General features: G+C 52.5%; 24 protein-coding genes and 1 pseudogene. 11 read left to right on the forward strand and 14 right to left on the reverse strand.

Annotated elements, in window-relative coordinates; all coding sequences use genetic code 11:
• Nucleotides 1-170 precede the first annotated feature (170 nt).
• The 3 genes and pseudogenes from HV237_RS09240 (at nt 171) to plaP (ending at nt 3596) form a co-directional block, all read left to right on the forward strand.
• Nucleotides 171-995 (forward strand): SDR family oxidoreductase, encoded by an 825-nt coding sequence (locus HV237_RS09240; RefSeq protein WP_047357927.1) that lies wholly within the window; start codon nt 171-173, stop codon nt 993-995.
• A gap of 40 nt (nt 996-1035) precedes the next feature.
• Nucleotides 1036-2020: pseudogene (locus HV237_RS09245) on the forward strand (LysR substrate-binding domain-containing protein).
• 214 nt (nt 2021-2234) lie between these two features.
• Nucleotides 2235-3596 carry a putrescine/proton symporter PlaP gene (gene plaP / locus HV237_RS09255; protein WP_016153551.1) on the forward strand — a complete coding sequence of 454 codons (1362 nt, stop codon included), beginning with the start codon at nt 2235-2237 and terminating at the stop codon, nt 3594-3596.
• Nucleotides 3597-3655: 59 nt separating this feature from the next.
• Here plaP and sbcB read toward each other — a convergent pair whose 3' ends face one another.
• Nucleotides 3656-5080, reverse strand: a complete 1425-nt coding sequence (gene sbcB, locus HV237_RS09260; protein WP_047357928.1) for an exodeoxyribonuclease I — start codon at nt 5078-5080, stop codon at nt 3656-3658.
• Between the two features lie 397 nt (nt 5081-5477).
• Here sbcB and phsA point away from each other — a divergent pair, with 397 nt between their 5' ends.
• The 8 genes from phsA to HV237_RS09295 all read left to right on the forward strand — a co-directional run bounded on the left by phsA (nt 5478) and on the right by HV237_RS09295 (nt 12733).
• Complete coding sequence (gene phsA, locus HV237_RS09265) at nt 5478-7115, forward strand: thiosulfate reductase PhsA (protein ID WP_240489677.1); 1638 nt, start codon at nt 5478-5480, stop codon at nt 7113-7115.
• Entirely contained in the window at nt 7087-7755 is a 669-nt protein-coding gene (locus HV237_RS26155) for a molybdopterin dinucleotide binding domain-containing protein (protein ID WP_249415304.1), read from the forward strand. Before phsA ends, HV237_RS26155 begins: the two co-directional genes overlap by 29 nt.
• 14 nt (nt 7756-7769) lie before the next feature.
• The gene (gene phsB / locus HV237_RS09270; RefSeq protein WP_016153548.1) at nt 7770-8348 is read left to right on the forward strand and encodes a thiosulfate reductase electron transport protein PhsB; all 579 of its coding nucleotides are present in this window, start codon (nt 7770-7772) and stop codon (nt 8346-8348) included.
• Nucleotides 8345-9112, forward strand: coding sequence for a thiosulfate reductase cytochrome B subunit (phsC, locus tag HV237_RS09275; protein ID WP_032319018.1), 768 nt, complete (start codon nt 8345-8347; stop codon nt 9110-9112). Before phsB ends, phsC begins: the two co-directional genes overlap by 4 nt.
• A 138-nt stretch (nt 9113-9250) precedes the next feature.
• Nucleotides 9251-10423 (forward strand): serine-type D-Ala-D-Ala carboxypeptidase DacD, encoded by a 1173-nt coding sequence (dacD, locus tag HV237_RS09280; protein WP_047357929.1) that lies wholly within the window; start codon nt 9251-9253, stop codon nt 10421-10423.
• A gap of 123 nt (nt 10424-10546) precedes the next feature.
• Nucleotides 10547-11014: a DNA gyrase inhibitor SbmC gene (gene sbmC / locus HV237_RS09285; RefSeq protein WP_047357930.1), complete on the forward strand. Its 468-nt coding sequence runs from the start codon at nt 10547-10549 to the stop codon at nt 11012-11014.
• 86 nt (nt 11015-11100) lie between these two features.
• Entirely contained in the window at nt 11101-12159 is a 1059-nt protein-coding gene (locus HV237_RS09290; RefSeq protein ID WP_016156885.1) for an FUSC family protein, read from the forward strand.
• A gap of 238 nt (nt 12160-12397) precedes the next feature.
• The gene (locus HV237_RS09295) at nt 12398-12733 is read left to right on the forward strand and encodes a DUF496 family protein (RefSeq protein ID WP_003834176.1); all 336 of its coding nucleotides are present in this window, start codon (nt 12398-12400) and stop codon (nt 12731-12733) included.
• 40 nt (nt 12734-12773) lie between these two features.
• Here the strand turns inward: HV237_RS09295 and HV237_RS09300 are convergent, their stop codons facing one another.
• The 13 genes from HV237_RS09300 to HV237_RS09360 all read right to left on the reverse strand — a co-directional run bounded on the left by HV237_RS09300 (nt 12774) and on the right by HV237_RS09360 (nt 23038).
• Entirely contained in the window at nt 12774-13640 is an 867-nt protein-coding gene (locus tag HV237_RS09300) for an L-threonine kinase (protein WP_046275680.1), read from the reverse strand.
• Between the two features lie 92 nt (nt 13641-13732).
• Nucleotides 13733-14947, reverse strand: a complete 1215-nt coding sequence (locus HV237_RS09305) for an acetate/propionate family kinase (RefSeq protein ID WP_047357931.1) — start codon at nt 14945-14947, stop codon at nt 13733-13735.
• Nucleotides 14932-15384, reverse strand: coding sequence for a propanediol utilization protein PduV (gene pduV, locus HV237_RS09310; RefSeq protein WP_029139584.1), 453 nt, complete (start codon nt 15382-15384; stop codon nt 14932-14934). Before pduV ends, HV237_RS09305 begins: the two co-directional genes overlap by 16 nt.
• Before the next feature lie 4 nt (nt 15385-15388).
• Nucleotides 15389-15739 (reverse strand): propanediol utilization microcompartment protein PduU, encoded by a 351-nt coding sequence (pduU, locus tag HV237_RS09315; RefSeq protein WP_016156881.1) that lies wholly within the window; start codon nt 15737-15739, stop codon nt 15389-15391.
• Entirely contained in the window at nt 15739-16293 is a 555-nt protein-coding gene (pduT, locus tag HV237_RS09320; protein ID WP_046275683.1) for a propanediol utilization microcompartment protein PduT, read from the reverse strand. The genes pduU and pduT overlap by 1 nt, the downstream gene beginning before the upstream one ends.
• Before the next feature lie 2 nt (nt 16294-16295).
• The gene (gene pduS, locus HV237_RS09325) at nt 16296-17651 is read right to left on the reverse strand and encodes a cobalamin reductase PduS (RefSeq protein WP_047357932.1); all 1356 of its coding nucleotides are present in this window, start codon (nt 17649-17651) and stop codon (nt 16296-16298) included.
• Nucleotides 17648-18760: a 1-propanol dehydrogenase PduQ gene (locus tag HV237_RS09330; RefSeq protein ID WP_047357933.1), complete on the reverse strand. Its 1113-nt coding sequence runs from the start codon at nt 18758-18760 to the stop codon at nt 17648-17650. The genes pduS and HV237_RS09330 overlap by 4 nt, the downstream gene beginning before the upstream one ends.
• 10 nt (nt 18761-18770) lie before the next feature.
• Complete coding sequence (gene pduP, locus HV237_RS09335) at nt 18771-20156, reverse strand: CoA-acylating propionaldehyde dehydrogenase PduP (RefSeq protein ID WP_047357934.1); 1386 nt, start codon at nt 20154-20156, stop codon at nt 18771-18773.
• A complete protein-coding gene (gene pduO, locus HV237_RS09340; protein ID WP_016153535.1) occupies nt 20153-21160 on the reverse strand; it encodes a two-domain cob(I)yrinic acid a,c-diamide adenosyltransferase PduO in 1008 nt (335 codons plus the stop codon). The genes pduP and pduO overlap by 4 nt, the downstream gene beginning before the upstream one ends.
• 8 nt (nt 21161-21168) lie before the next feature.
• Nucleotides 21169-21444, reverse strand: a complete 276-nt coding sequence (locus tag HV237_RS09345) for a EutN/CcmL family microcompartment protein (RefSeq protein WP_003030211.1) — start codon at nt 21442-21444, stop codon at nt 21169-21171.
• Nucleotides 21445-21447: 3 nt separating this feature from the next.
• Nucleotides 21448-21939 (reverse strand): microcompartment protein PduM, encoded by a 492-nt coding sequence (pduM, locus tag HV237_RS09350; RefSeq protein ID WP_016156875.1) that lies wholly within the window; start codon nt 21937-21939, stop codon nt 21448-21450.
• On the reverse strand, nt 21936-22568 hold the full coding sequence (locus tag HV237_RS09355) for a phosphate propanoyltransferase (protein ID WP_016153533.1): 633 nt from the start codon (nt 22566-22568) through the stop codon (nt 21936-21938). Before HV237_RS09355 ends, pduM begins: the two co-directional genes overlap by 4 nt.
• Complete coding sequence (locus tag HV237_RS09360) at nt 22568-23038, reverse strand: BMC domain-containing protein (protein ID WP_047357935.1); 471 nt, start codon at nt 23036-23038, stop codon at nt 22568-22570. Before HV237_RS09360 ends, HV237_RS09355 begins: the two co-directional genes overlap by 1 nt.
• Nucleotides 23039-23048: the final 10 nt, after the last annotated feature.

A 23048-nucleotide genomic window follows, 5' to 3' on the forward strand; every position in this document is an offset into this window, starting at 1 on the left:
TTTCTCGATGAATGTTTATTCATTTGATGTCTTTTAACCTAAACCACTTTAGCTACGGAAAGCAAGGGCTTTTTTTGATCATTAATTCATTTCATATTGATACTATGAATTGTCAGCCACTGTGGGCTAGCGTAGCCTTGCGTTATAGGCCAAAAGTCAGGAGAGAAGGCATGAAAAAGGTCGCAATTGTCGGTTTAGGTTGGTTAGGCATGCCGTTAGCTATGTCGCTGGCGGCGAGAGGCTGGCAGGTTACCGGCAGCAAAACCACATTGGATGGGGTGGAAGCGGCCCGCATGAGTGGTATAGAGAGCTACTCGCTGCGCCTGGAGCCTGAACTGGTTTGTGAGACAGACGATCTCGACGCACTGATGGACGCCGACGCGCTGGTTATTACGCTACCTGCGCGCCGTAGCGGTCCGGGGGAGACATTTTACCTGCAGGCTATGCAGGAGCTGGTCGACAGTGCGCTGGCGTACCGTATCCCGCGGATTATTTTTACCAGTTCGACGTCGGTCTATGGCGATGCACAAGGCATCGTGAAAGAAGGGACTCAGCGTAACCCGGTCACGGCAAGTGGTCGCGTTTTGAAAGAACTTGAAGACTGGTTGCACAATTTACCCGGCACTTCGGTGGATATTTTGCGCCTGGCCGGACTTGTCGGCCCGGGAAGACATCCCGGTCGTTTTTTCGCTGGCAAGACAGCGCCAGATGGACACCATGGCGTCAATCTGGTGCATCTGGATGATGTGGTTGCCGCCATCTCTTTGCTGCTGCAAGCGCCAAAAGGGGGACACATCTATAATATATGTGCGCCTATGCATCCGGCGCGCAATGTGTTCTATCCACAGATGGCCCGCCAGTTGGGGATGGAGCCGCCGGAATTTCGTGGCAATGAGGATAACGGTAAAGGTAAAGTCATTGATGGCAACCGTATTTGTAACGAGCTTGGGTTTGAGTACCAGTATCCTGACCCGCTGGTGATGCCGATGGAGTGACAGACCAGCAGAGTGCCGCTGATACCGCCAGGGGGCGAGTATGAAACCACTGCTGGACGTTCTTATCATCCTCGATGCGTTGGAAAAAGAGGGCAGTTTCGCAGCGGCGTCGGCAAAATTGTTTAAGACGCCGTCTGCGCTTAGCTACACCGTCCATAAGCTGGAAAGCGATCTTAATATTCAGCTACTCGATCGCAGCGGACATCGGGCTAAGTTTACCCGTACCGGGCAGATGCTGCTGGAAAAGGGGCGGGAGGTGTTGCACACCGTCCGCGAACTCGAAAAGCAGGCGATTAAACTTCACGAAGGCTGGGAGAATGAACTGGTTATTGGCGTAGATGATACGTTTCCCTTTTCGCTGCTGGCCCCACTCATCGAATCTTTCTATCAACACCACAGTGTGACGCGCCTGAAATTTATCAATGGCGTGCTGGGCGGCTCCTGGGATGCCCTCACTCAGGGGCGGGCGGATATTATTGTCGGCGCCACGCATGAGCCGCCTGCAGCGAGCGAATTTGGCTTTGCGCAGCTAGGGGTTCTGGAGCAGGTGTTTGTGGTTGCGTCGCATCATCCGCTGGCGCAGGAACAGGAGCCGTTGAATCGTCGCACTATTCGGCGTTTTCGCGCGATTGTGGTGGGCGACAATGCACAGCATGCCAACGTCTCCGGCTCCCAGGTGCTTGACGATCAGGAAGCCATCACCGTTTTTGACTTCAAAACCAAGCTGGAACTGCAAATCAGTGGTCTGGGATGCGGCTATATTCCGCGCTACCTGGCACAGCGATTTCTGGAGAGTGGCGCTCTGATTGAGAAAAAGGTGGTCGCACAAATTATCTTTGAACCCGTGTGGATAGGTTGGAATGAACAGACTGCCGGGTTGGCCAGTGCCTGGTGGCGGGATGAGATTTTAGCAAATAGTGCTATTGCGGGGATGTATGTTAAAACGGCTGCTGATAAATCAATCAGTTAAGAAAAAATATTCTTTTGTAGTAGCTTCAATCTCTTGTTATTTCTCTCCAAATTAGTGCAAAATACGCCGCTTGCAAAAAATGACATTAACCGACGTTTTAATACGCGTCGGTTATTTTTTTGCATCAAACCAATCATTCATAAAAGAGGCCGGGCTTCGTACCGGATAGATACTTACTTAAAAATCGACAGTTGTTGTCGCTGAGGATTAACAAAAAATGGGGCAATTTTTTGCTTACGCGACGGTTTTCGCCGTAATGGGGGATAACCATGTCGCATAACGCTACTCCAAACACCTCTCGCGTGGAATTACGTAAAACGCTTACGCTGGTTCCGGTTGTCATGATGGGCCTTGCCTATATGCAGCCGATGACGCTGTTCGATACATTCGGTATCGTATCAGGAATGACCGATGGTCACGTCCCGACAGCTTACGCCTTTGCACTGATCGCCATCCTCTTTACCGCACTGAGCTACGGTAAACTGGTGCGTCGCTATCCGTCTGCAGGCTCTGCCTACACTTACGCCCAGAAATCCATTAGCCCGACCGTTGGCTTTATGGTGGGTTGGTCATCACTGCTGGACTACCTGTTCGCACCGATGATCAACATTCTGTTGGCGAAAATTTATTTTGAAGCTCTGGTGCCGTCGATACCGTCATGGATATTCGTGGTGGCGCTGGTGGCCTTTATGACTGCCTTTAACCTGCGCAGCCTGAAATCTGTTGCGAATTTCAACACCGTCATCGTGTTGTTGCAGGTGGTGCTGATTGCAGTGATCCTCGGCATGGTCGTTTATGGCGTGTTCGAAGGGGAAGGTGCCGGTACGCTGGCGAGCAGCCGTCCGTTCTGGTCAGGTGATGCGCATGTGATCCCGATGATCACGGGAGCGACTATCCTGTGCTTCTCGTTCACCGGTTTTGACGGTATCAGCAACCTGTCTGAAGAAACCAAAGACGCTGAACGTGTGATCCCGCGGGCGATTTTCCTGACCGCGCTGATTGGTGGCCTGATCTTTATCGTCTCCACCTATCTGTTGCAGCTGTACTTCCCGGATATCTCACGCTTCAAGGATCCGGACGCTTCGCAGCCGGAAATCATGCTGTATGTCGCTGGTAAGTTCTTCCAGGTCGGCGCGCTGATTTTCTCTACCATTACCGTACTGGCGTCAGGTATGGCGGCGCATGCAGGCGTAGCGCGTCTGATGTATGTGATGGGGCGTGACGGTGTGTTCCCGAAAAGTTTCTTCGGTTATGTCCACCCGAAATGGCGTACTCCGTCCATGAACATCATTCTGGTTGGTGCGATTGCTCTGCTGGCAATTAACTTCGACCTGGTGATGGCGACGGCGCTGATTAACTTCGGTGCGCTGGTGGCGTTTACCTTCGTTAACCTGTCGGTGATCTCCCAGTTCTGGATCCGTGAGAAGCGTAACAAGACGCTGAAAGACCACTTCCAGTATCTGTTCCTGCCAATGTGCGGTGCGCTGACCGTTGGTGCGCTGTGGGTGAACCTGGAAGAGAGCTCAATGGTTCTGGGTCTGATCTGGGCCGCTATTGGTCTGATTTACCTGGCTTGCGTGACCAAAAGCTTCCGTAACCCGGTGCCACAGTACGACGAAGATATCGCGTAATAACTGTATTTAGATAAAAAAACCGGAGACATGTTCTCCGGTTTTTTTATACGTGGGAGTTATACAATCTCTTGCGCATACTGCCAGAGTGACTTCAGCAGCATCAGTTTCTCTTTGTTATCTGCATATTGCTGGCTCAGCATCTGCAATTCATTGGCGTAATTTTGCAAAAACTCCGGCGTGAATATTTGACGACGATGGTCCAGCCAGCGCTGCTGTTCGGCTTCATCCAGCGTTCCAGGGAAGTTACGTGCGCGGTAGTTAAACAGCAGCTTTTCAATGCGCTTATCGACAAAGGAGATATCCAGCGCCGGTAAATTGCGCGGCTCAGTTTCCAGGACGATTTTCATCGCGGCACGGTCAGCATCGCTGAAAAAACCATTGTACAACTGTGCGTCTACGTTATCTGATGGCGTAAAGGGTTCCGCATCGGCGAAGATGGCCACCACTTTGTCGCGAACCTGCGGGTTTTCGCGCAGTATTTTGAGATTATCCAGACAATGCTGGCGGTTAATGCCAAGGCGATCGGCATCTTCCGGGCGCAAGGTATTCGCCTGTGCCAGTACCGGGCATTTGTTGATGTGCACCAGTTTAACCGGCACGGCTGGGTTATCTCCCAGATCAGCTTTAGCAGTGTAGAGCCGCTCACGCAGCGCGTCGCTGTCCAGTTCGAGCAGCGGTGAAATATCACCGGCTAAGTCGACCATAATCACCGCGTTGCGATTCTCAGGATGCCAGGCTAATGGCGCCACCCAACTGGTGTTGCCGCGCCATGCGCCGAACATCCCCGAAACATGGACCAGCGGCTTCATTTGCGGGACATCAATCAGTGCGGCCAGCTTGTGCTTATTGCGATGGCTGTAGAGATAATCAAACAGGCGCGGCTGGCGCGACTTCACTAATTGCGCCATGGCAATTGTGGCGTATACATCGGCCATCGCATCGTGGGCATTGGCATGTTCAATACCGTTGGCTTTGGTCAAATGCTCCAGGCGAAAGCTGGGTAAGCCGTCGTCGTTTTCCGGCCAGTTAATTCCTTCAGGACGCAGGGCATAACAGGCGCGCATCACATCCAGCAGATCCCAGCGTGAATTATCGTGCTGCCAGCTCCAGGCGTAGGGATCGTAGAAATTGCGATACAGGATGTTGCGCGTCACTTCATCATCGAAGCGCACGTTGTTATAGCCCAGGATACAGGTTTTCGGCACGGTGAACAGGGCGTGGATGCGCGCAGCAAAAGCGGCTTCATTTTCTCCTTTTTCACGCGCTTCCTGCGGTGTGATACCGGTTATCAGCACCGCCTCAGGCTGCGGCAGATAGTCGTCTGCGGGTTTGCAATAAAAGACTTCAGGTTCACCGATGATGTTGAAATCGCTATCTGTGCGGATAGCCGCAAATTGCGCGGGTCTGTCCAGCGCCGGATGGGTACCAAAGGTCTCGTAATCGTGAAAGAGAAAACCAGGTTGCTGCTTGCCGTCATTCATTGTTCAGTTATGTCCGGGATCAATTTAGCGCTCGTCCAAGAATACCAAAAAATAGCGAGGTAATCAGCAAAGCGATTATCAATGCTGAATGATGTACGCAATAAAATTGAGATGAACAGGATTTAATAGAATTGATTAATAAATTTTGCACTGTTAAGGGACATTACTGGAATAAATTTTCTGAAATCTATGAGCTGATAAATAATATAAATGAGAACCATTATTGTTATTTAGTGCTGATTTGTTGTGTTCTGGAAATTTTAAAATTCTTTTATAAACAATGGTTTTTTATTTTGGCGGTTAACTGCTCTATATTCTAATGAAATGTGAGTGAGGTTAAAAATTAATAATTTAAACACCATATAATAATTGGATATATCTAATAACAGGAGGTTATATGAGCATTAGTCGGCGTAATTTTTTGCGAGGAGTGGGTATCGGTTGCTCGGCCTGCGCGATAGGCAGTTTTCCGCCTGGCGCACTGGCGCGAAATTCTCCAGAGAGCATTAAGGGGAAAACATCCCTGACGCCAAGCTTGTGCGAAATGTGTTCTTATCGTTGCCCAATACAGGCACAGGTAATTAATAACAAGACAGTTTTTATTCAGGGGAACCCTAATGCGCCTCAACAAGGCACGCGTGTCTGCGCGCGCGGAGGCAGTGGTGTTAGCCTGGTCAACGACCCGCACCGTATTGTTAAACCCATGAAACGCACAGGGCCTCGCGGCAGCGGAGAATGGCAGGTTATTAGTTGGGAACAGGCTTACAAAGAAATTGCCGAAAAAATGACGGCAATAAAAGCGCAGCATGGTCCTCAGGGGGTCGTATTCTCTTCCAAATCCGGTTCGCTTTCGGGTCATTTATTTCAGCTGGCAACGGCGTTTGGATCGCCAAACACCTTTACGCATGCGTCGACATGCCCCGCCGGAAAATCGATTGCCGCCAAAGTGATGATGGGTGGCGATTTGGCTATGGATATCGCCAATACCCGTTATATGGTCTCTTTTGGCCACAATCTCTATGAAGGTATTGAGGTTGCCGAAACGCATGAACTGATGACCGCGCAGGAAAAGGGCGCAAAAATGGTCAGCTTCGATCCCCGTTTGTCAGTTTTCTCCAGCAAGGCGGATGAATGGCATGCGCTCAAGCCGGGCGGCGACTTGCCGGTGTTAATGGCCATGTGTCACGTCATGATTAATGAACATCTGTATGACGCGGACTTCGTTGCACGCTACACCACAGGGTTTGACCAACTGGCAGAAGCAGTACAAGAGACCACGCCGGAATGGGCGCAAAAGCAGGCTGACGTGCCTGCTGATGTCATTGTTCGGGTCACCCGCGAAATGGCCGCCTGTGCGCCTCATGCTATCGTCAGCCCTGGCCATCGCGCGACGTTTTCGCAAGAAGAAATTGATATGCGGCGTATGATTTTCACCCTCAATGCGCTGCTGGGAAATATTGAGCGTGAAGGCGGCTTGTACCAGAAAAAAGCCGCGGCAACCTACAATAAGCTGGCCGGAGAGAAGGTCGCTCCGGTGCTGGCAAAACCTGATGCCAAATTGCCCAAGCCAACGGCGCAGCGCATCGATTTGGTTGCCCCACAATTCAAGTACATCGCGGCGGGCGGCGGCGTGGTGCAAAGCATCATCGATGCCGTGTTAAACCAGACGCCGTATCCGGTGAAGGGATGGATTATGTCCCGCCACAATCCTTTCCAAACCGTGACCTGCCGACCTGATCTGGTCAAAACCGTCGAACAACTCGATCTGGTGGTCAGTTGCGATGTCTATTTAAGCGAAAGCGCGGCATATGCCGATTATCTGTTACCCGAATGCACCTACCTTGAACGTGATGAAGAAGTCTCTGACATGTCGGTCGGGCCTGAATCCGGCCTATGCCCTGCGCCAGCAGGTTGTAGAGCCGATTGGGGATGCGCGTCCGAGCTGGCAAATCTGGAAAGAACTGGCCGTGCAGTTAGGCCTTGGGCAGTTCTACCCCTGGCAGGATATGCAGACACGGCAGTTGTACCAGCTTAATGGCGATCATGCGCTTTCCGCTGAACTGCGTCAGAAAGGATATCGGGAGTGGGGGATTCCGCTGCTGCTGCGGGAACCTGAAGCGGTGCGTCAGTTTGTGGCGCGTTATCCGGGCGCAGTGGCGGTTGACGGCGACGGTACCTATGGCGAGCAACTGCGCTTTAAATCCCCGTCTGGAAAAATTGAACTCTACTCTGAAGAGCTGGAAGCACTTTTGCCTGGCTACGGTATTCCGCGCGCCCGCAATTTTGCCCTCAAAGGCGACAATGAACTCTATTTTATTCAGGGAAAAGTGGCGGTGCATACAAACGGCGCGACGCAATATGTACCACTGCTGAGTGAGCTGATGTGGGATAACGCGGTGTGGATCCACCCGCAAACGGCCCGTGAAAAAGGCATCAAAAACGGCGATGAGATTTGGCTGGAAAATGCGACCGGTAAGGAAAAAGGCAAAGCGCTGGTTACTGCCGGAATACGACCCGATACGCTGTTCGTTTATATGGGATTTGGCGCCAAGGCGGGAGCTAAAACCGCGGCGACGACGCACGGTATTCACTGCGGTAATTTGCTTCCGCATGTTACCAGTCCGGTTTCCGGTACGGTGGTGCACACCGCTGGCGTCACGCTTCGTCGGGCATGAGAAAGGAGAACATCATGAATCAATCAACAAACCCTTATGTCATGCTGCATGACGAGAAACGCTGTATTGGCTGCCAGGCGTGTACGGTTGCCTGCAAGGTACTGAATGACGTGCCGGAGGGATTTAGTCGCCTACAAGTGCAGATCCGTTCCCCCGAACATGAACCCGAGGTGCTGTCCCACTTCCAGTTTGTTCGCGTTTCCTGTCAGCATTGTGAAGATGCGCCGTGCGTCAGCGTCTGTCCTACCGGTGCTTCATTTCGTGACGAAAATGGCATTGTACAAGTGGATAAGTCTCGCTGTATTGGTTGTGACTACTGCGTTGCCGCTTGCCCGTTCCATGTCCGCTACCTCAACCCACAAACGGGGATTGCCGACAAATGTAACTTCTGCGCCGATACTCGCTTGGAGGTCGGACAATCGCCAGCCTGCGTTTCCGTTTGTCCGACGGATGCGCTGAAATTTGGTCGTCGCGATGACCCGGAAATTCAGCACTGGATTAATCAAAAAGAGGTTTATCGCCAGCAGGATACGCGTAGCGGCCCGGTAAGCGTCTATCGGCGTAAAGAGATCCATCAGGAGGGTAATGTATGAATTCTATCTGGGGAGCAGAGCTTAACTATGCGCCGGACTACTGGCCGCTGTGGCTCATTTATGCAGGCGTTATTATTGTGCTGATGATTGCGGGCCTGGTAACGCACGCGCTGTTACGTCGGATGCTGGCGCCCAAAACGGCAACCGGGGAAGAGCATCGGGACTACCTCTATTCGCTGGCGGTCCGCCGCTGGCACTGGGGTAATGCGCTGCTCTTTATCCTGCTTCTGCTGAGCGGCCTGTTTGGCCACTTTTCTGTCGGACCGGTGGCCTTAATGGTGCAGGTACATACCTGGTGTGGCTTCGCATTGCTGGCCTTCTGGATTGGCTTTGTGTTAATAAACGCAACCAGCGGCAACGGCTGCCATTATCGCGTGAAATTTAGCGGGTTGATATCACGCTGCCTGCTGCAAACGCGCTTTTATCTGTATGGCATTATGAAAGGTGAGCCGCACCCGTTTGCCGCAACGGCAGAGGACAAATTTAACCCGCTGCAACAGCTGGCCTACCTGGCCATCATGTACGCACTGGTTCCACTACTGATCATCACCGGGTTGCTATGTCTCTACCCGCAGGTGGTAGGGGCGGGGCCGGTGATGCTGGTGCTGCATATGGCGTTAGCGATTGTGGGCTTACTGTTCATCTGCGCGCATATTTACCTGTGCACGCTGGGTGACACGCCAGGGCAAATTTTTCGCAGTATGATCGATGGTTATCACCGCCATCGCAGTCATCACGCAGAGACCGCGCCGCGTAAAGGGTAGTTCCTGCGAGGTTTGTCTCTGAAACCCTTTCCTGATAGCAAGAAAATGTGCCTTATGTCACATTTTCTTGCAATTTATCCATGTTTGTTCGACAGAACTTCCGTAAAAAGAACGGCTATTTCTCCCTTTCCTGAGGACATGCTGTTGAAACGCCGTTTGTTTATTGCCGCTTCACTATTAACGATGAGTTTTTCGCCCGCCTGGGCGAGCGATGCCGTGAGCTTCGCCCCACAACCTCCTGCGATTACTGCCGGGGCATGGGTGTTAATGGATTACACCACGGGCCAAATCCTGACAGCCGGTAATGAACACCAGCGGCGCAATCCTGCCAGCCTGACGAAACTGATGACTGGCTATGTTGTCGATCGCGCAATTGACAGCAAGCGTATTAGTCCGACAGATATTGTGACCGTCGGGCGCGATGCATGGGCAAAAGATAATCCGGTATTTGTCGGTTCATCCTTGATGTTCCTGAAAGAAGGGGATCGCGTTTCGGTACGCGACCTCAGCCGTGGGTTAATTGTTGATTCCGGTAATGATGCCTGCGTGGCACTGGCGGATTACATCGCTGGAGGGCAGCCGCAGTTTGTCGCGATGATGAACAACTATGCGCAAAAACTGAACCTGCAGGACACCCATTTTGAAACGGTACATGGTCTGGATGCGCCGGGTCAGCATAGCTCCGCGTACGACCTGGCCGTGCTGTCCCGCGCTATCATCCACGGGGAACCGGATTTCTACCATATGTACAGTGAGAAAAGCCTTACCTGGAACGGCATCACACAGCAAAACCGTAACGGTTTGTTGTGGGATAAAACCATGAACGTAGATGGCCTGAAGACAGGGCATACGTCCGGTGCCGGGTTTAACCTGATTGCTTCCGCCGTCGATGGTCAGCGCCGCCTGATTGCGGTGGTGATGGGCGCGGAGAGTGCGAAAGGGCGCGAAGATCAGGCGCGTAAACTGCTGCAATGGGGGCAACACAACTTCGATACAGTGCAGGTTTTGCGTAGCGGTAAGCAGGTTGGCACTGAACGGATCTGGTATGGCGATAAAGAAAAAATCAGCCTCGGAACCGAGCAGGATTTCTGGATGGCCCTGCCTAAAGCAGAAGTCCCTAACATCAAAGCAAAATATGTCCTTGATAAGAAAGAGCTGGTTGCTCCCATCGCTGCACATCAACGTGTGGGGGAAATTGAACTCTACGATCGGGATAAGCTGGTGGCGCATTGGCCTCTGGTTACGCTGGAATCCGTCGGCGAAGGCGGCGTTTTCTCGCGCCTGAGCGATTATTTCCACCACAAGGCGTAGATTTTCCTGATGCGTCTGACTGGCAAGAGTGCGAATCTGCTCACATAATAATCACTATTTCCTTGTGGCCGACATAGCCAGAAATTACACTGTATATAAATACAGTGTAACGGTGGAGGTTGTATGGAGTACGAGATAAAGCTGGTCGAAAAACGCATGATTGCCGGTTTCCATATGGTTGGACCGTGGGAACAAACGGTGAAGCAGGGGTTTGAGCAATTAATGAAGTGGGTCGACGGTAAACAGATTGTGCCGTTGGAATGGATTGCTGTTTATTACGACAACCCTGATGTTGTTCCTGCGGAAAAACTGCGCTGTGATACCGTGGTTTCTGTGCCTCAAGGTTTTGAAATCCCGGAAAACAGCGAAGGGGTGATCCTCACCGAACTGGCGGGTGGCGACTATGCTGTCGCCGTTGCGCGCGTTGAGAATCACGATTTTGCGACGCCTTGGTATCAGTTCTTCGAGCGCCTGTTGCAGGATACGACTTATGCGATAGCCGCTAAACCCTGCTTTGAAGTTTATATGAACAATGGCATGGAGGACGGTTACTGGGACATTGAAATGTACGTGCCAGTGCAGACGAAGTAACTGTTTGGGGTGTAAATCAGGATGATCTTTTCACGCTAAAAACAGGTACAATTCGCTTCTTTGCTATTCCCTGACGGAGTGCATGAGTGCGTGCAGACAAATCGCTGAGTCCTTTTGAAATTCGTTTGTATCGTCATTATCGTGTGGTGCATGGTATTCGCATTGCGCTGGCGTTTCTCCTTACTTTTCTGTTGGTACGCCTGTTAAACATTCCCGAAGGTACATGGCCTCTGATCACGCTGGTGGTGATCATGGGGCCAATATCTTTTTGGGGTAACGTTGTTCCCAGGGCCTTTGAACGTATAGGCGGCACGATCCTGGGCTCGGTCCTGGGACTGGTTGCTCTGCGTCTGGAACTCTTCTCGCTGCCGTTAATGCTGATATGGTGCGCGGTAGCGATGTTTCTCTGCGGCTGGCTGGCGCTGGGTAAAAGGCCGTACCAGGCGCTGCTGATTGGCATAACGCTTGCGGTGGTCGTGGGTGCGCCTGCCGGAGATATGAATACCGCGTTATGGCGCGGTGGTGATGTTATTCTGGGGTCGTTACTGGCGATGCTGTTTACCGGCATCTGGCCGCAGCGGGCATTTATACACTGGCGTATCCAACTGGCGCATTGTGTCACGGGGTACAATCGGGTGTATCAGGCCGCGCTATCCCCCAATCTGCTCGAGCAACCGCGGCTGGAAAAGCATTTACAACAACTGTTGAGCGACGTTGTCAAAATGCGTGGGCTCATCGCTCCTGCCAGCAAGGAAACCCGCATTCAAAAATCGATCTTTGAGGCTATTCAGACGGTGAATCGCAATCTGGTCTGCATGCTCGAGCTGCAAATTAATGCGCTGTGGGCCAGCCGTACCAGCCACTTTGTCATGTTGAATGCGCATACTCTGCGTGAAACTCAGCTCAGGACCCAGCAGGCACTACTGACAATAACCCACGCCTTGTATGAAGGTAATCCGCAGCCGGTGCTTGCCAATACGGAAAAGCTCAATGACACCGTGGCAGAGCTGCGTCAGCTTATTGCTGAGCATAAAGGCGATAATGTCGCAGAAACGCCCATTCACGGCTACGTTTGGTTGAACATGGAGATGGCTCGACAGCTGGAGTTACTCTCACATTTAATCTGTCGCGCACTGCGCAAATAAAGAGCAGATGAGGGGATTGGTTCTACTGCTGCTTCGATTCAGCAAAGATTAGAGGTATGATACTGAAAAAGGCTAAAACCATTGGTAACTGCAATGGCTTTACCCTCGATAACTCAGGTTTCAACCATGCATTGTCGATGCAGATGCAACTTGAAGTATGGCGGGCATGAAAGTAATGTTGACCCACTTTAGCCGTTGTTTTAACGAATCCGAATCTCACATTATCAGGGGTGTAAAAATGGAAACTACCAAGCCTTCTTTCCAGGACGTGCTGGAATTTGTTCGTCTGTTCCGTCGTAAAAACAAACTGCAACGTGAAATCCAGGACGTTGAGAAAAAGATCCGTGACAACCAGAAACGCGTTCTGCTGTTGGACAACCTGAGCGACTACATCAAGCCTGGTATGAGCGTGGAAGCGATTCAGGGCATCATTGCCAGCATGAAAAGCGATTATGAAGATCGTGTTGATGACTACATCATCAAAAACGCAGAGATCTCTAAAGAACGCCGCGATATCTCTAAAAAGCTGAAAGCCATGGGCGAAGTGAAAAACGGCGAAGCGAAAGCCGAGTAACGATTTTATGCTTGTCCGGGTCGCTGCCGTGCGGCGACCCTTATTGCAGTTCGACCCCGCCTGTTACCATGCGTAACAAATGCTGTTCTGGCCAGTGAATCGTAAGTTTTTTCTGCGTCAGCATCCATTTAATGTAATCCACATCATGACGATTTCTGTCCAGCATCAGTCCAACTACGCTGCCGCTGTGCGCGACGTTGACGCCGTATAAATCACATTCTTCCACCAGTGCTAATAGTGAATCAAAATCCGGCTTTGGTAACAGCAGTTGGCTGGCGATTGCGCTAAGCGTAGCCGCTTCTCCCAACCGGTAAGGATTTTGGCTAATACAGGCTTCCTGTACTTTTTCCCATGCCCGTTGGAGGGCCGCAGCTCCCGCCTGCAAGCCGGAATGACGTGGAATACGGTGATAATCCGCGGTACGCAATGTTTCAGGGCTTTCGAGAACCAGCAGATCGAGTTGAGGCTGAGCTTCACAACCAATTTGCGTGGAAGCGTTGTTATGATCGAAAAGGGTTAGCTTACGAAAAACGGTGCTGTCGGTTGGCTCCAGCGAAACGCAAAGCTGTGCCAGTGTTGGCTCGTCCAGTTGATGGCCCAGATAATGCGCTGCGGCGATGGCCGTGGCGGCAATATCCGCAGTGCTGCTGGCCATTCCTTTCGCGATGGGAATGGTTGACTGAACATCTATCCGGATATCCTGACTGAGATGCGCCGGGTACTGCCAGTGCTGTAATAACCTGTCAACCATTGCCCGAGAAAGTGGACGTTCATCTGTCAGCGGTGAGCCTGAAGTGACCTCAACGGTGCTATACCATTCGACCGGGCAGGAGACCAGCTTCTCACTGCCCAGAATCCAGCCCTGGATAAGTTCTCCGCACGATGCGGGACATTGCGCAACAGCCACGTCTTCACCTTTGTGTTCAGCAATCCTCGGCGCATAGTGTCATGGCGATCGCGCTATTACCATGATTTGCCGCAATTTGCGGTGCGGCAATATCAGGCGGGAATGCCCAATGTCACAGTTTCTGATATCGCTAAACGCATAACGTCCTGGGCTATCATCAGCTCTTCATTGGTATTAATCACCGCCACTTTAACCACCGCATTTTCCGTTTGAATAAAGGTGGCGTTACGCTGATTTTTTTCTTCATCAACGGCCAGACCTAAGAAATTCAGGTTGTGGCAAATCGCGGCGCGAGCACGCGCTGAATTTTCACCAATTCCCCCGGTAAACACCAGCGCATCCAGACCGCCCATCTGCATAATATAGCTGCCAATAGTGGCGCGAATCCGCTCGGCAAAAAGCGTCAACGCCAGTGCTGCCTGGTGATTGCCCGTATCTGCGGCATGTTCAACGTCCCGGTAGTCGGGTGAAACACCAGAAACTCCGAGTAATCCGGACTCATTGTTGAGCAATTGGTTGAGCTGCTGCGGGGTTTTGCCTTCACGCAGGGCAATCCACGGCAGAATGGATGGATCAATATCGCCACTTCGCGTGCCCATCATTACGCCAGACTGCGGCGTAAAACCCATGGAGGTATTCACCGAGTGTCCGCCTTTGATAGCGCAGATGCTGCTGCCGTTGCCCAGATGACAACAAACAACCCGCAGGGCGCTGAGCGGCACGCCCAGCTTTTCAGCAAGCTGAGCGCTGACATACTTGTGGCTGGTACCATGAAAACCATAACGACGAATACCCAGCTCTGAGTAGTAGCGCCAGGGCAGGGGATAAATGAAAGAAGGCTCATCAAGGGTCTGATGAAAAGCCGTGTCAAAAACCGCAACGGCTGGCGTTTTCGGCAGTAGCTGGCGAAATATCGCAATCCCCAACGCATTAACCGGGTTATGAAGCGGTGCCAGTTCCGCAAGGCGTTCGATTTCCGCCAGTGTATCATCGGTTACCCGTGCGGAATCTTTGAAGGATTCTCCACCGTGTGCGACGCGATGGCCTACGCCGTCGATCTCTTCCAGACTGCTGATAATATTGTGACTGAGCAGTTTTTCCAGTAGCAGCGTTACTGCTTCACGGTGATCGGCTACGGGCAAAGTCTCCTGCCATTTTTGCGCTGGTGCTTTTAGGGTGACCTGCGCATCAGACATACCGATACGCTCGATCAGTCCCTGGCAAATCATTTCACCCTGCGGCATCGCCAGGAGCTGAAACTTAAGCGAGGAACTGCCTGCATTAATGGCCATTATTTTGTGAGACATGAAGGTTCCTTTGCATTCAGAAAAATGAACATCTCATCGACCCCGGTATTCTCCAGCGCGCTGGTGACAAATACTTTTTGCGCGCCAGCCTGAACTAACCAACTCTCCACGAGAGAAATACGCTGCGGGATGGCTAAATCGGCTTTGGTGACGAGGCCGATAACGGGTCGGTTCATCGGGCCAGTAAAACCTGGAGAAAAAGGTGACCACGGCGCGTCAGCATTGAGAACCAGCGCGATGATGTCTGCTTCACAGGCGCTGGCCAGCAGTGCGCTGTACAGGCAGCGGTTTTCGAGATATTCACCCGGTGTGTCTATCGTTGTGGGAGACCAGACAATGGCCTGGGTCTTCTGATAGTGAAGCGCCTCTCCCCGCATGCACTGCGTGAGTGACGTTTTACCGCACTGGCTGGGGCCAATTAGCATTATGCGTTTCATGAGATTATGTCCGGGTGATGGGACAGGCGGTAAAACGCATCATTTCGCCCAGCGTCCGGGTTACCTGTTTCAGCGCGTACTCAACGGCGGAAACATCGCCCGTCAGTACCACAGCGCCGGTAAAACGGTCGAGAAAACCAATCTCTACCGCCCCGGATTTCGTGGCGATATCACAGGCGATGATTGAGGCTTCGCTGGGGGTAATCGTCAGAATACCGATTGCGGAAACCGACTCTGGTAATCCCAGTTTCTTGAACAAATCTTTACCCGGATTAGCGATAAGATGCGCCAGCGTAACCTGCTTGCCAGGAACATATTCCTGAATCATACGATCCGTGGTGGGTTGTCTTTCCATTATCCCTCCACCATCTGTCGCCACATGCTTTCATGCGGACGAGGGATGACCGAACGGTAAACCAACAGACCTTTTTCACCTGCACTTTCACTGGCAACTGTCACTGCGTTATTCACATCAGACACATCGCCAGCGACAACCATGTAGCACTTGCCGCCAATACCAAATGCCATATGGACGCGTACCAGCGTGACATTGGAGGCTTTAACCGCACGGTCGGCGGCGCAGATGCAGGCCGCAACGCTCCATGTTTCAACAATGCCAACGGCCTGACGCTTATCCACGCTGTTAAGTCCACTGATCGCAGGAAGTACGCTGGCGTGAATGTTGGGTAGTACCAGACTATCAACGAGCATATCGCCAGCAAGAGAAGTTCCGGTGGCGATCGCCTGTTGTATTGCGCCTACGTCACCACCGAGCATAAGCAGAAATTTGCCCGGGCAGATGGTCTTGCTGACCAGTAAATTCACATTCGCGCTTTTTAACATGGCATCGCCAGCTTCCATTCCTTTGGCAATGCTGGTGAGTTCTAAAATCCCTATGGCCTGAGACATGATTAACCTCTTATTACCGTGATGGATTGCTCAGTAATTTCGCTGACAATACCGTCAATACTGGCGTGGACAGGTGCGCCTAATACACCGGACGGCACATCGGCAACGCATTGACCGCGAACAACGTGTTCGCCCTGCAGTACACATGGGATGGCGCTGGCACCAATATGCTGGCGTAGCAACAGCGTCGTTTTATCTGTGGGATAATCAGTCTCAGCCAGTGGCGCATCGTGATACCAGTCGCTAAGGCCCAGTTTGGTAATAAGGCGCTTCACCGGAATAAGCCGATACTTCGCCATTTCATCCTCAGGATTTAACGGCCCTTCATAACGATGGTTGAGCGCCCGTAGCTCGCGTTTAAGCATGCGGTTAATTCGCATCGGTGAAATCCCAACCGGACAGGCTACGCTTTCACATACATTGCATTCTGAACAGGTCAGGGCCGTGAGCAGTAACTGCGGTGTGGCCGCCTGCTGATAATTAACCGCGCGAACCAGCAGGTGCGGCGATAATTCATGGCCGATCAAATGTCTTGGGCACAAATCCGTACACAACCGACACTGCTCGCAAACGGTTTTTGCGACGGAAAGCACGGTGCGTTCATCCTGCATCCGCCGCTGAATCAACGCATGAGACTTTGGTAAAACCAGCAGTCCCCCGGTGGTTTTGCTGACTGGGGTATCCAGTGAGGTAATCAGGCCGCCCATCATCGGACCACCGTTAATAAAACCGGGATCGTCAACGGTAGCACCACCTGCCAACGCCAGAACCTCACGTAAAGACATTCCGATAGGGACGGTAAGAGTGATTGGTCTGGCGACCGCGCCGTTAACGGTCAGGGTACGACGCGTAACCGGGTATTGCTGCTCAACGGCTCTGGCGATATTGAGTACAGTCTGGACGTTATTGACCACCACGCCGACGCTGACCGGCAGCGCGGCAGGCGGAACTCTCCGGCCCGTTGCCATCCAGATGGTCAAAACCTCGTCACCAGCCGGGTAGACATCAGGCAAAATATGTAAGCGGATCCCGGCAGGCAGAAGGGGCGTTAACGCATTGATAGCCCTTTGATATTTCTCTTTGAGCGCAATAATACCGGCCCTGGCCCCGGTAGCCGTCATGGCATATTGAACGCCACGGATAAGTCGCTCAGCCTGAACGGCCATCAATTGCTGGTCAACTTTCAGCATCGGTTCACATTCTGCCGCATTGACCAGAAACGTATCGACCTGCGCCTGTAATTTTACGTGAGCAGGAAAGCCTGCGCCTCCGGCCCCGACAACACCCGCTGCGCGAACGCGTTCGCGAATTGTCTGCGCATCATAAAGCGTGGACTCTGCCGTCATGGCTGTCTTCATAATAATTCCTCAAGCAGTTCCTGCATGGCGCTGGCGTCGGCAACACGAGGATTGGTTTGCAGCGTGACATCAGCCAGCGCGGCCTGAACCATCGACGGTATACGTTGTGACCAGGCTTGCTTTCCGTCTTTAAGCGCGTCAGCAAAAGAAGGTAACGCACACTGTTTTTTGAGTAGCTCTATATGACGAATTAGCGCATTCAGTGCCGCCGTATCGTTCGCGTTATCCGGGCATAGGTGGCAGGCTTTAGCGAAACGGGCATAGCGCTTCGCAGCCCGCGGATCGCGGGCATTAAAATGAATGACATGGGTCAGCAGCAGCGCATTGGCAAGTCCGTGGGGCAGATGAAACTGGCCGCCCAACTGATGGGCAATCGCATGATTGATACCCAGACCAGCCTGACTGAATGCCATTCCCGCGAGCGTTGACGCGTTGTGCATTTTTCCTCTGGTTGCCAGGCAGTCGCCTTTGCTGACGGCGACAGGCAGGTACTGGAAGACAATTTGTGCCGCTTTTTCAGCCAGCGCATCGGTGAAGTCGCTGGCTTTCGTGGACACGTAAGCCTCCAGCGCATGCGTTAATACGTCCATGCCGGTATTCGCTGTTATGGCTGGTGGAACGCTGACGACCAGCGTCGGATCAAGGATGGCCATGTCCGGATAAAGCGCCTTATTAAATAATGGATACTTAATGCCTTTATCCGGATCGCTAATCACGCAGGCGCTGGTCACCTCCGATCCCGTGCCGCTGGTGGTGGGAATTGCAACGCAGGTTTCAATCTCAATACCGAACTGTCGGCTGAACCAGACGATGGCTTTTGCGGCGTCCAGTGCAGAGCCACCGCCAAAACCAATTACGACGTCCGGTCGTAGGGACTGCATTTGCGCAATCCCTTGTACTACCGTGTTAATGGTGGGATCGGGGGTGATATCGCTGAAAATGCTGATGCGGTTATCCGCTGGCAGCGCGTCGCGCAGCTTTTCAATCAGGGGAGAACGCGCGAGAAAACCATCGCAGATAATCCAGATATGCTTATTCGTGAAGCGCTTAAGCACATCCAGGCTTCCCTGGCCGCTGTACAATCGAGTTTGCAGTGAAAAGCTTTTCATAACGGCCCCATTAGCGAATAGAAAAACCGTTTGTCAGCACGCAACGACGAGAGCGTGCGAAAGTGCGCGCAGATGTCGTTCCTTCGCCGGTCGGCGTTGCGATGGTGAAGGTGGTAAAGCCTTCACCACCAACGCCAATCCCAGCATAAGAGGGGCCATTTTTCACAAAAATGGAGGTCTGAAGCGTGCGCGCGGCAAGGTTCAGACGTGACACATTTTGCGAATGCATAATGGCGGTGTGATGCAATCCCTCTTCAACCTTCAGGGCCAACGTTAACGCGCTGTCAAAATCGCTCACCGTTACGATGGGGAGCATTGGCATCAGTTGCTCGCTGGTAACCCATGGGTCGTCAGCCTTGACGATACCTATCAGTAATCGAGGTGCTTTTGCCGGAACCGGTATTCCCGCGGCTTCCAGTAAGGTTGCCGGGCTTTTCCCTACCAGTTGTTTATTGGCTATTCCTTCTGGTAGACAAACTGCGCGCAGTTTGTCTACCTCTTCGCTATTGAGTCGCATCGCGCCAAAAGACTGCATTTGTTGAACCAGTCGTTCGGCAACGGCATCAACAACAATGAGGCTCTTCTCAGCAATGCAGGGGAGGTTGTAATCAAAGGATGCGCCATTGATGATATCTTCCGCCGCCTTAACCAGGTCGGCTGTTTCATCAACAATGCAGGGAGGATTGCCTGCGCCTGCGCCAATGACTTTTTTCCCGCTTTTCATGCCCATAGCAACAATGCCTGGACCACCGGTAATCGCCAGAACTGCGATTTTAGGGTGCGCCATCATCTGCTGGGTAGCCTCAAAAGTGGGTTCTGTGACCGTGACGACAAGATTCCGAATCCCGCAGCAGCGAAAAGCAATATCTTCAATCATGGTAATCAGCTTCAGTGAGACCGCTTTTGCACCTGGATGTGGGCTAAAATAAACGCTATTTCCCGCAGCCAGCATACTGATGCTGTTGTTAATAATGGTTTCCGTCGGGTTGGTGCTGGGGGCGACGGAACCAATCACGCCAAAGGGTGAATACTCGAATAACACCATGCCGCCGTCACCGGTAAGCGCCGTAGTGGTGAGATCTTCGATACCCGGGGTATTATCCAACGCAGCTTTATTTTTAAGGAACTTATCCTCTTTGTTGCCCATTCCCGTTTCGGCAGCGCTTTCAGCAGCCAATGAAGCAAGGTGAGGCGTCAGCTCTTCTCGCAGGGCGTTAATGATGGCGCTGCGGGTTTTCAATGGACATTGCTGATAACGCAGAAAAGCCTGATGAGCGGCATCGATCGCTTCGCTAACGGACGGAAAAATTCCATTACCCTTAACTTCTGCTTTTGCCGGGGCAAGTTGCTCACTCAAAATGTTACGAATAAGGGTTTCAAGTTCTGAAGTGTTCATTGATGTGTTCTCACGTTAATTGCCGCAATGGCCGTTTCTGCAATGTCCATATCCTGCTCAACGCTTCCCCCGCTGATGCCAAGACCCCCAAGGAGTAACCCCTCACGCCATAATGCGTACCCGCCACCGAAGGTGACGACTTTTCCCTGCATATGGCTTTCCAGACCGTAAAGCGCGGCGCCTGGCTGCACTGCCGATGTCAGCTCATGCGTGGCGGTTTTCATTGCCACGGCGGTCCAGGCTTTTTTCGGTGCCAGTTCGCTACTGACGAGTAATGCGTCAGGCATGCGCCAGGTCACCGTTTGGGTCCCATTCGCATCAACAATGCTGATGACGACCGGAACCTGAAGTTCTTCTGCTCTCGTTACCGCAGCGCGAGTGAGTTGGTGGAGTTCCTGAAAAGACAGAGACATGGCTGGCTCCCTGGTGGCTGATGTACGGATGGCTGCGAGATAACGCTCCGCCACTTTCTGAATAATGTTGTTTTGATGGGCGTCATGATCTTCTGCTCGTGCAAGCGCATATAAGCAGTCGGAGAGGCGATTGATATAACGCATCAGCACGTGTCTGACGGAAATCTCGGTGGAGAGTTCGACCAGTCGCCTCTCTGCGCGGCGGGCCAGCGTGCGGGCAAAGTGCAGACGGCTGGCGGCTTCGCTGCGGCCAGGTAAAATAAAGCTGCGTAGGGGGGGCACTCTCCCCATCGCGGTATCAATGGCGGCTTCCAGCGCGGCAATTTCTTCTGAGCTGATGTAGCGCTGCTCTGGCGCTGGCTGTTCGCTTTCGCTTGCCAGCTCGGCGCTGAACCAAAAAAGCTGCAGTTGAATGTTTTCGAGTAACTGGCGGTGCTGCGGGTTTTTCGCTGCGCAAACACACAGGCTAAGCGCCGCATTAAGTTCGTCCAGCGTACCGTAAGCCTCGACGCGCGGGTGCGTTTTGCTCACGCGTTGCCCGGTAAAGAGGGCCGTTGTGCCAGCATCGCCAGTGCGGGTATAAATCGCCATAGTTCCTCCTAACGAGAAAGCGTGTCGACAATGCCGACAATAGCCAGATCGATGGCCTCATTAGGGCCGGAAAAAACGTGTCTGGCGCTGGAGCCACTGCTGAGTAATACCAGTTCTCCAGTTCCAGCGCCGACAGAATCAACCGCGACTTCATCTCCACTCACAGGGGACGCGGGAAGCTCTCCGTCCGCACTCACCCGACGTACCAGCAACAGTTTCTTCCCCACCAGTGATGGGGATTTTTGCGTGGAAACCACAACGCCTGTAACCCGTGCCAGATGCATAGCTCACTCCTGCTTAATCAATTGGACATTTCGCGTACCGACTGCGTCCTGAGCCAGAGCCGTCACGACACATCGACGACGTAGCACCAGAACGCCCCCCTTCAGTTGGGCGACGTCGGCATAGCTGAGAAGTTTGTCAGGATGCAAAACGATGATTCGCCCCAGCTCGTCACTGAACTCCAGAGGCAGACGCGCAAGTTTTCTAACGGGGATAGCGGGTAACAATCGGTGTTGTAGTGAAATTTTCACGCGGACTCCGCATGCCAGCGCTTCGTGGATCGTTACCACCGATATGTTGTCCGCGCAGCCCTCGGCAATTTGCTCCAGCAATGGCAGGTCCGCCTGCAGGAGGTGGAGCGACGAGTACTGGCAGCATAATGTCCGTGGTTCGATTTCCCGTAACTGCGCGACGCTAAGCGAGAGCGTGCTTTCCGCGCGTTTTTTTAATCGGGAAACAACCTCCTCGATAATGCGTTGCAGCAGTTCGTTGTTCATCGTGGGCTCACCAGTGTGGCAAATGCCTGCGGATTATCTGCGCCCGCAGCATTGGCTTCGTCGGTATCGATATGCATTTCAAGGCGCATATCCGGCGAAACGCGTACGGCGACGTTATCGAAAATCAGTCGACGTTCATCGCCATTAATGGCAACAGAGACTTTATCGCCATGGGAAACGCGCAGGATTAGGGCATCGAGCGGCGACATATGGATATGGCGTTGGGCGACGATTACCCCGGATGCTAAGTCCAGTTCAGCAAATGGACTGATAAGGCGAACGCCTGGCGTGCCCTCGATACTGCCTGACATCCGTAGTGGAGCAGCAATTCCCAACGTACGAGCGTCGGTACGAGAAATTTCGACCTGACTGGTGCTACGCAGTGGGCCGAGTAAGCGCACATTTTTTAACTGACCTTTTGGTCCCACCAGCGTGACGGTCTGGTCTGCTGCATATTGTCCGGGCTGCAGCAGCTCTTTTTTCTCACTAATAGGGTGATTGGGAAACAAGCGGTCGTAATCTTCAGCGCATAGATGAATATGACGATTAGAGATCCCTAGCGGAATAGGGCGCTCACGCATTTCATCCAGAACTTTGGTGACCGTTGTCTCCAGTTGCTGTTTATCCATCACGCTTCACCTCGTTTGCCTGAGTGCAGACAAAGAGAGCGCGGCTCGCCCTTTTGACGGGGGCAGGCAGGGTCAAGACACAGATTGCAGCTAATCAACTCTGCATCTTGTGGCGCTTCGGGCGCTGCATGGTCCTCAGGGATCTCTTCATGTGGTACGACCGGTGTCGGGGCGGGCGCTGGCTCAGACTCAGACTCCGGGGTGATGCTATGTGACAGAATGCCATCCCCTGGTCTGGATATGACTTTGTGAGCCACCAGTCCATCTCGCTGGTCAGCGAAACTGACACCGGTGGAAATGGCCGCCTGGACGGAGGCCACATCCCCGATTATCTTGATCACCATCCAGCCTGAACCGTTGGTTTTTTCGAGGCCCACCAGCGTGATGGAGGCGGCTTTCGCCATGACGTCCGCGCAACTGATGGCTAATGCCAGACCACTAACTTCAAGTAATCCCAGTGATTGCTTCACGCTGTGCTCC

It is taken from the genome of Citrobacter sp. RHBSTW-00570 (assembly GCF_013739755.1).
GTDB classification, from domain to species: domain Bacteria; phylum Pseudomonadota; class Gammaproteobacteria; order Enterobacterales; family Enterobacteriaceae; genus Citrobacter; species Citrobacter braakii.

Bases quoted from the DNA above. Each gene is read 5' to 3' on its own strand.
- pduU (WP_016156881.1), bottom strand. From the start codon at position 15,739: ATGGAAAGACAACCCACCACGGATCGTATGATTCAGGAATATGTTCCT.
- HV237_RS26155 (WP_249415304.1), top strand. From the start codon at position 7,087: ATGCAGACACGGCAGTTGTACCAGCTTAATGGCGATCATGCGCTTTCC.
- sbcB (WP_047357928.1), bottom strand. From the start codon at position 5,080: ATGAATGACGGCAAGCAGCAACCTGGTTTTCTCTTTCACGATTACGAG.
- pduO (WP_016153535.1), bottom strand. From the start codon at position 21,160: ATGGCGATTTATACCCGCACTGGCGATGCTGGCACAACGGCCCTCTTT.
- HV237_RS09345 (WP_003030211.1), bottom strand. From the start codon at position 21,444: ATGCATCTGGCACGGGTTACAGGCGTTGTGGTTTCCACGCAAAAATCC.
- sbmC (WP_047357930.1), top strand. From the start codon at position 10,547: ATGGAGTACGAGATAAAGCTGGTCGAAAAACGCATGATTGCCGGTTTC.
- pduT (WP_046275683.1), bottom strand. From the start codon at position 16,293: ATGTCTCAGGCCATAGGGATTTTAGAACTCACCAGCATTGCCAAAGGA.
- pduV (WP_029139584.1), bottom strand. From the start codon at position 15,384: ATGAAACGCATAATGCTAATTGGCCCCAGCCAGTGCGGTAAAACGTCA.
- HV237_RS09355 (WP_016153533.1), bottom strand. From the start codon at position 22,568: ATGGATAAACAGCAACTGGAGACAACGGTCACCAAAGTTCTGGATGAA.
- pduS (WP_047357932.1), bottom strand. From the start codon at position 17,651: ATGAAGACAGCCATGACGGCAGAGTCCACGCTTTATGATGCGCAGACA.
- plaP (WP_016153551.1), top strand. From the start codon at position 2,235: ATGTCGCATAACGCTACTCCAAACACCTCTCGCGTGGAATTACGTAAA.
- pduM (WP_016156875.1), bottom strand. From the start codon at position 21,939: ATGAACAACGAACTGCTGCAACGCATTATCGAGGAGGTTGTTTCCCGA.
- phsB (WP_016153548.1), top strand. From the start codon at position 7,770: ATGAATCAATCAACAAACCCTTATGTCATGCTGCATGACGAGAAACGC.
- dacD (WP_047357929.1), top strand. From the start codon at position 9,251: ATGCTGTTGAAACGCCGTTTGTTTATTGCCGCTTCACTATTAACGATG.
- pduP (WP_047357934.1), bottom strand. From the start codon at position 20,156: ATGAACACTTCAGAACTTGAAACCCTTATTCGTAACATTTTGAGTGAG.
- HV237_RS09240 (WP_047357927.1), top strand. From the start codon at position 171: ATGAAAAAGGTCGCAATTGTCGGTTTAGGTTGGTTAGGCATGCCGTTA.
- phsA (WP_240489677.1), top strand. From the start codon at position 5,478: ATGAGCATTAGTCGGCGTAATTTTTTGCGAGGAGTGGGTATCGGTTGC.
- HV237_RS09330 (WP_047357933.1), bottom strand. From the start codon at position 18,760: ATGAAAAGCTTTTCACTGCAAACTCGATTGTACAGCGGCCAGGGAAGC.
- HV237_RS09305 (WP_047357931.1), bottom strand. From the start codon at position 14,947: ATGTCTCACAAAATAATGGCCATTAATGCAGGCAGTTCCTCGCTTAAG.
- phsC (WP_032319018.1), top strand. From the start codon at position 8,345: ATGAATTCTATCTGGGGAGCAGAGCTTAACTATGCGCCGGACTACTGG.
- HV237_RS09295 (WP_003834176.1), top strand. From the start codon at position 12,398: ATGGAAACTACCAAGCCTTCTTTCCAGGACGTGCTGGAATTTGTTCGT.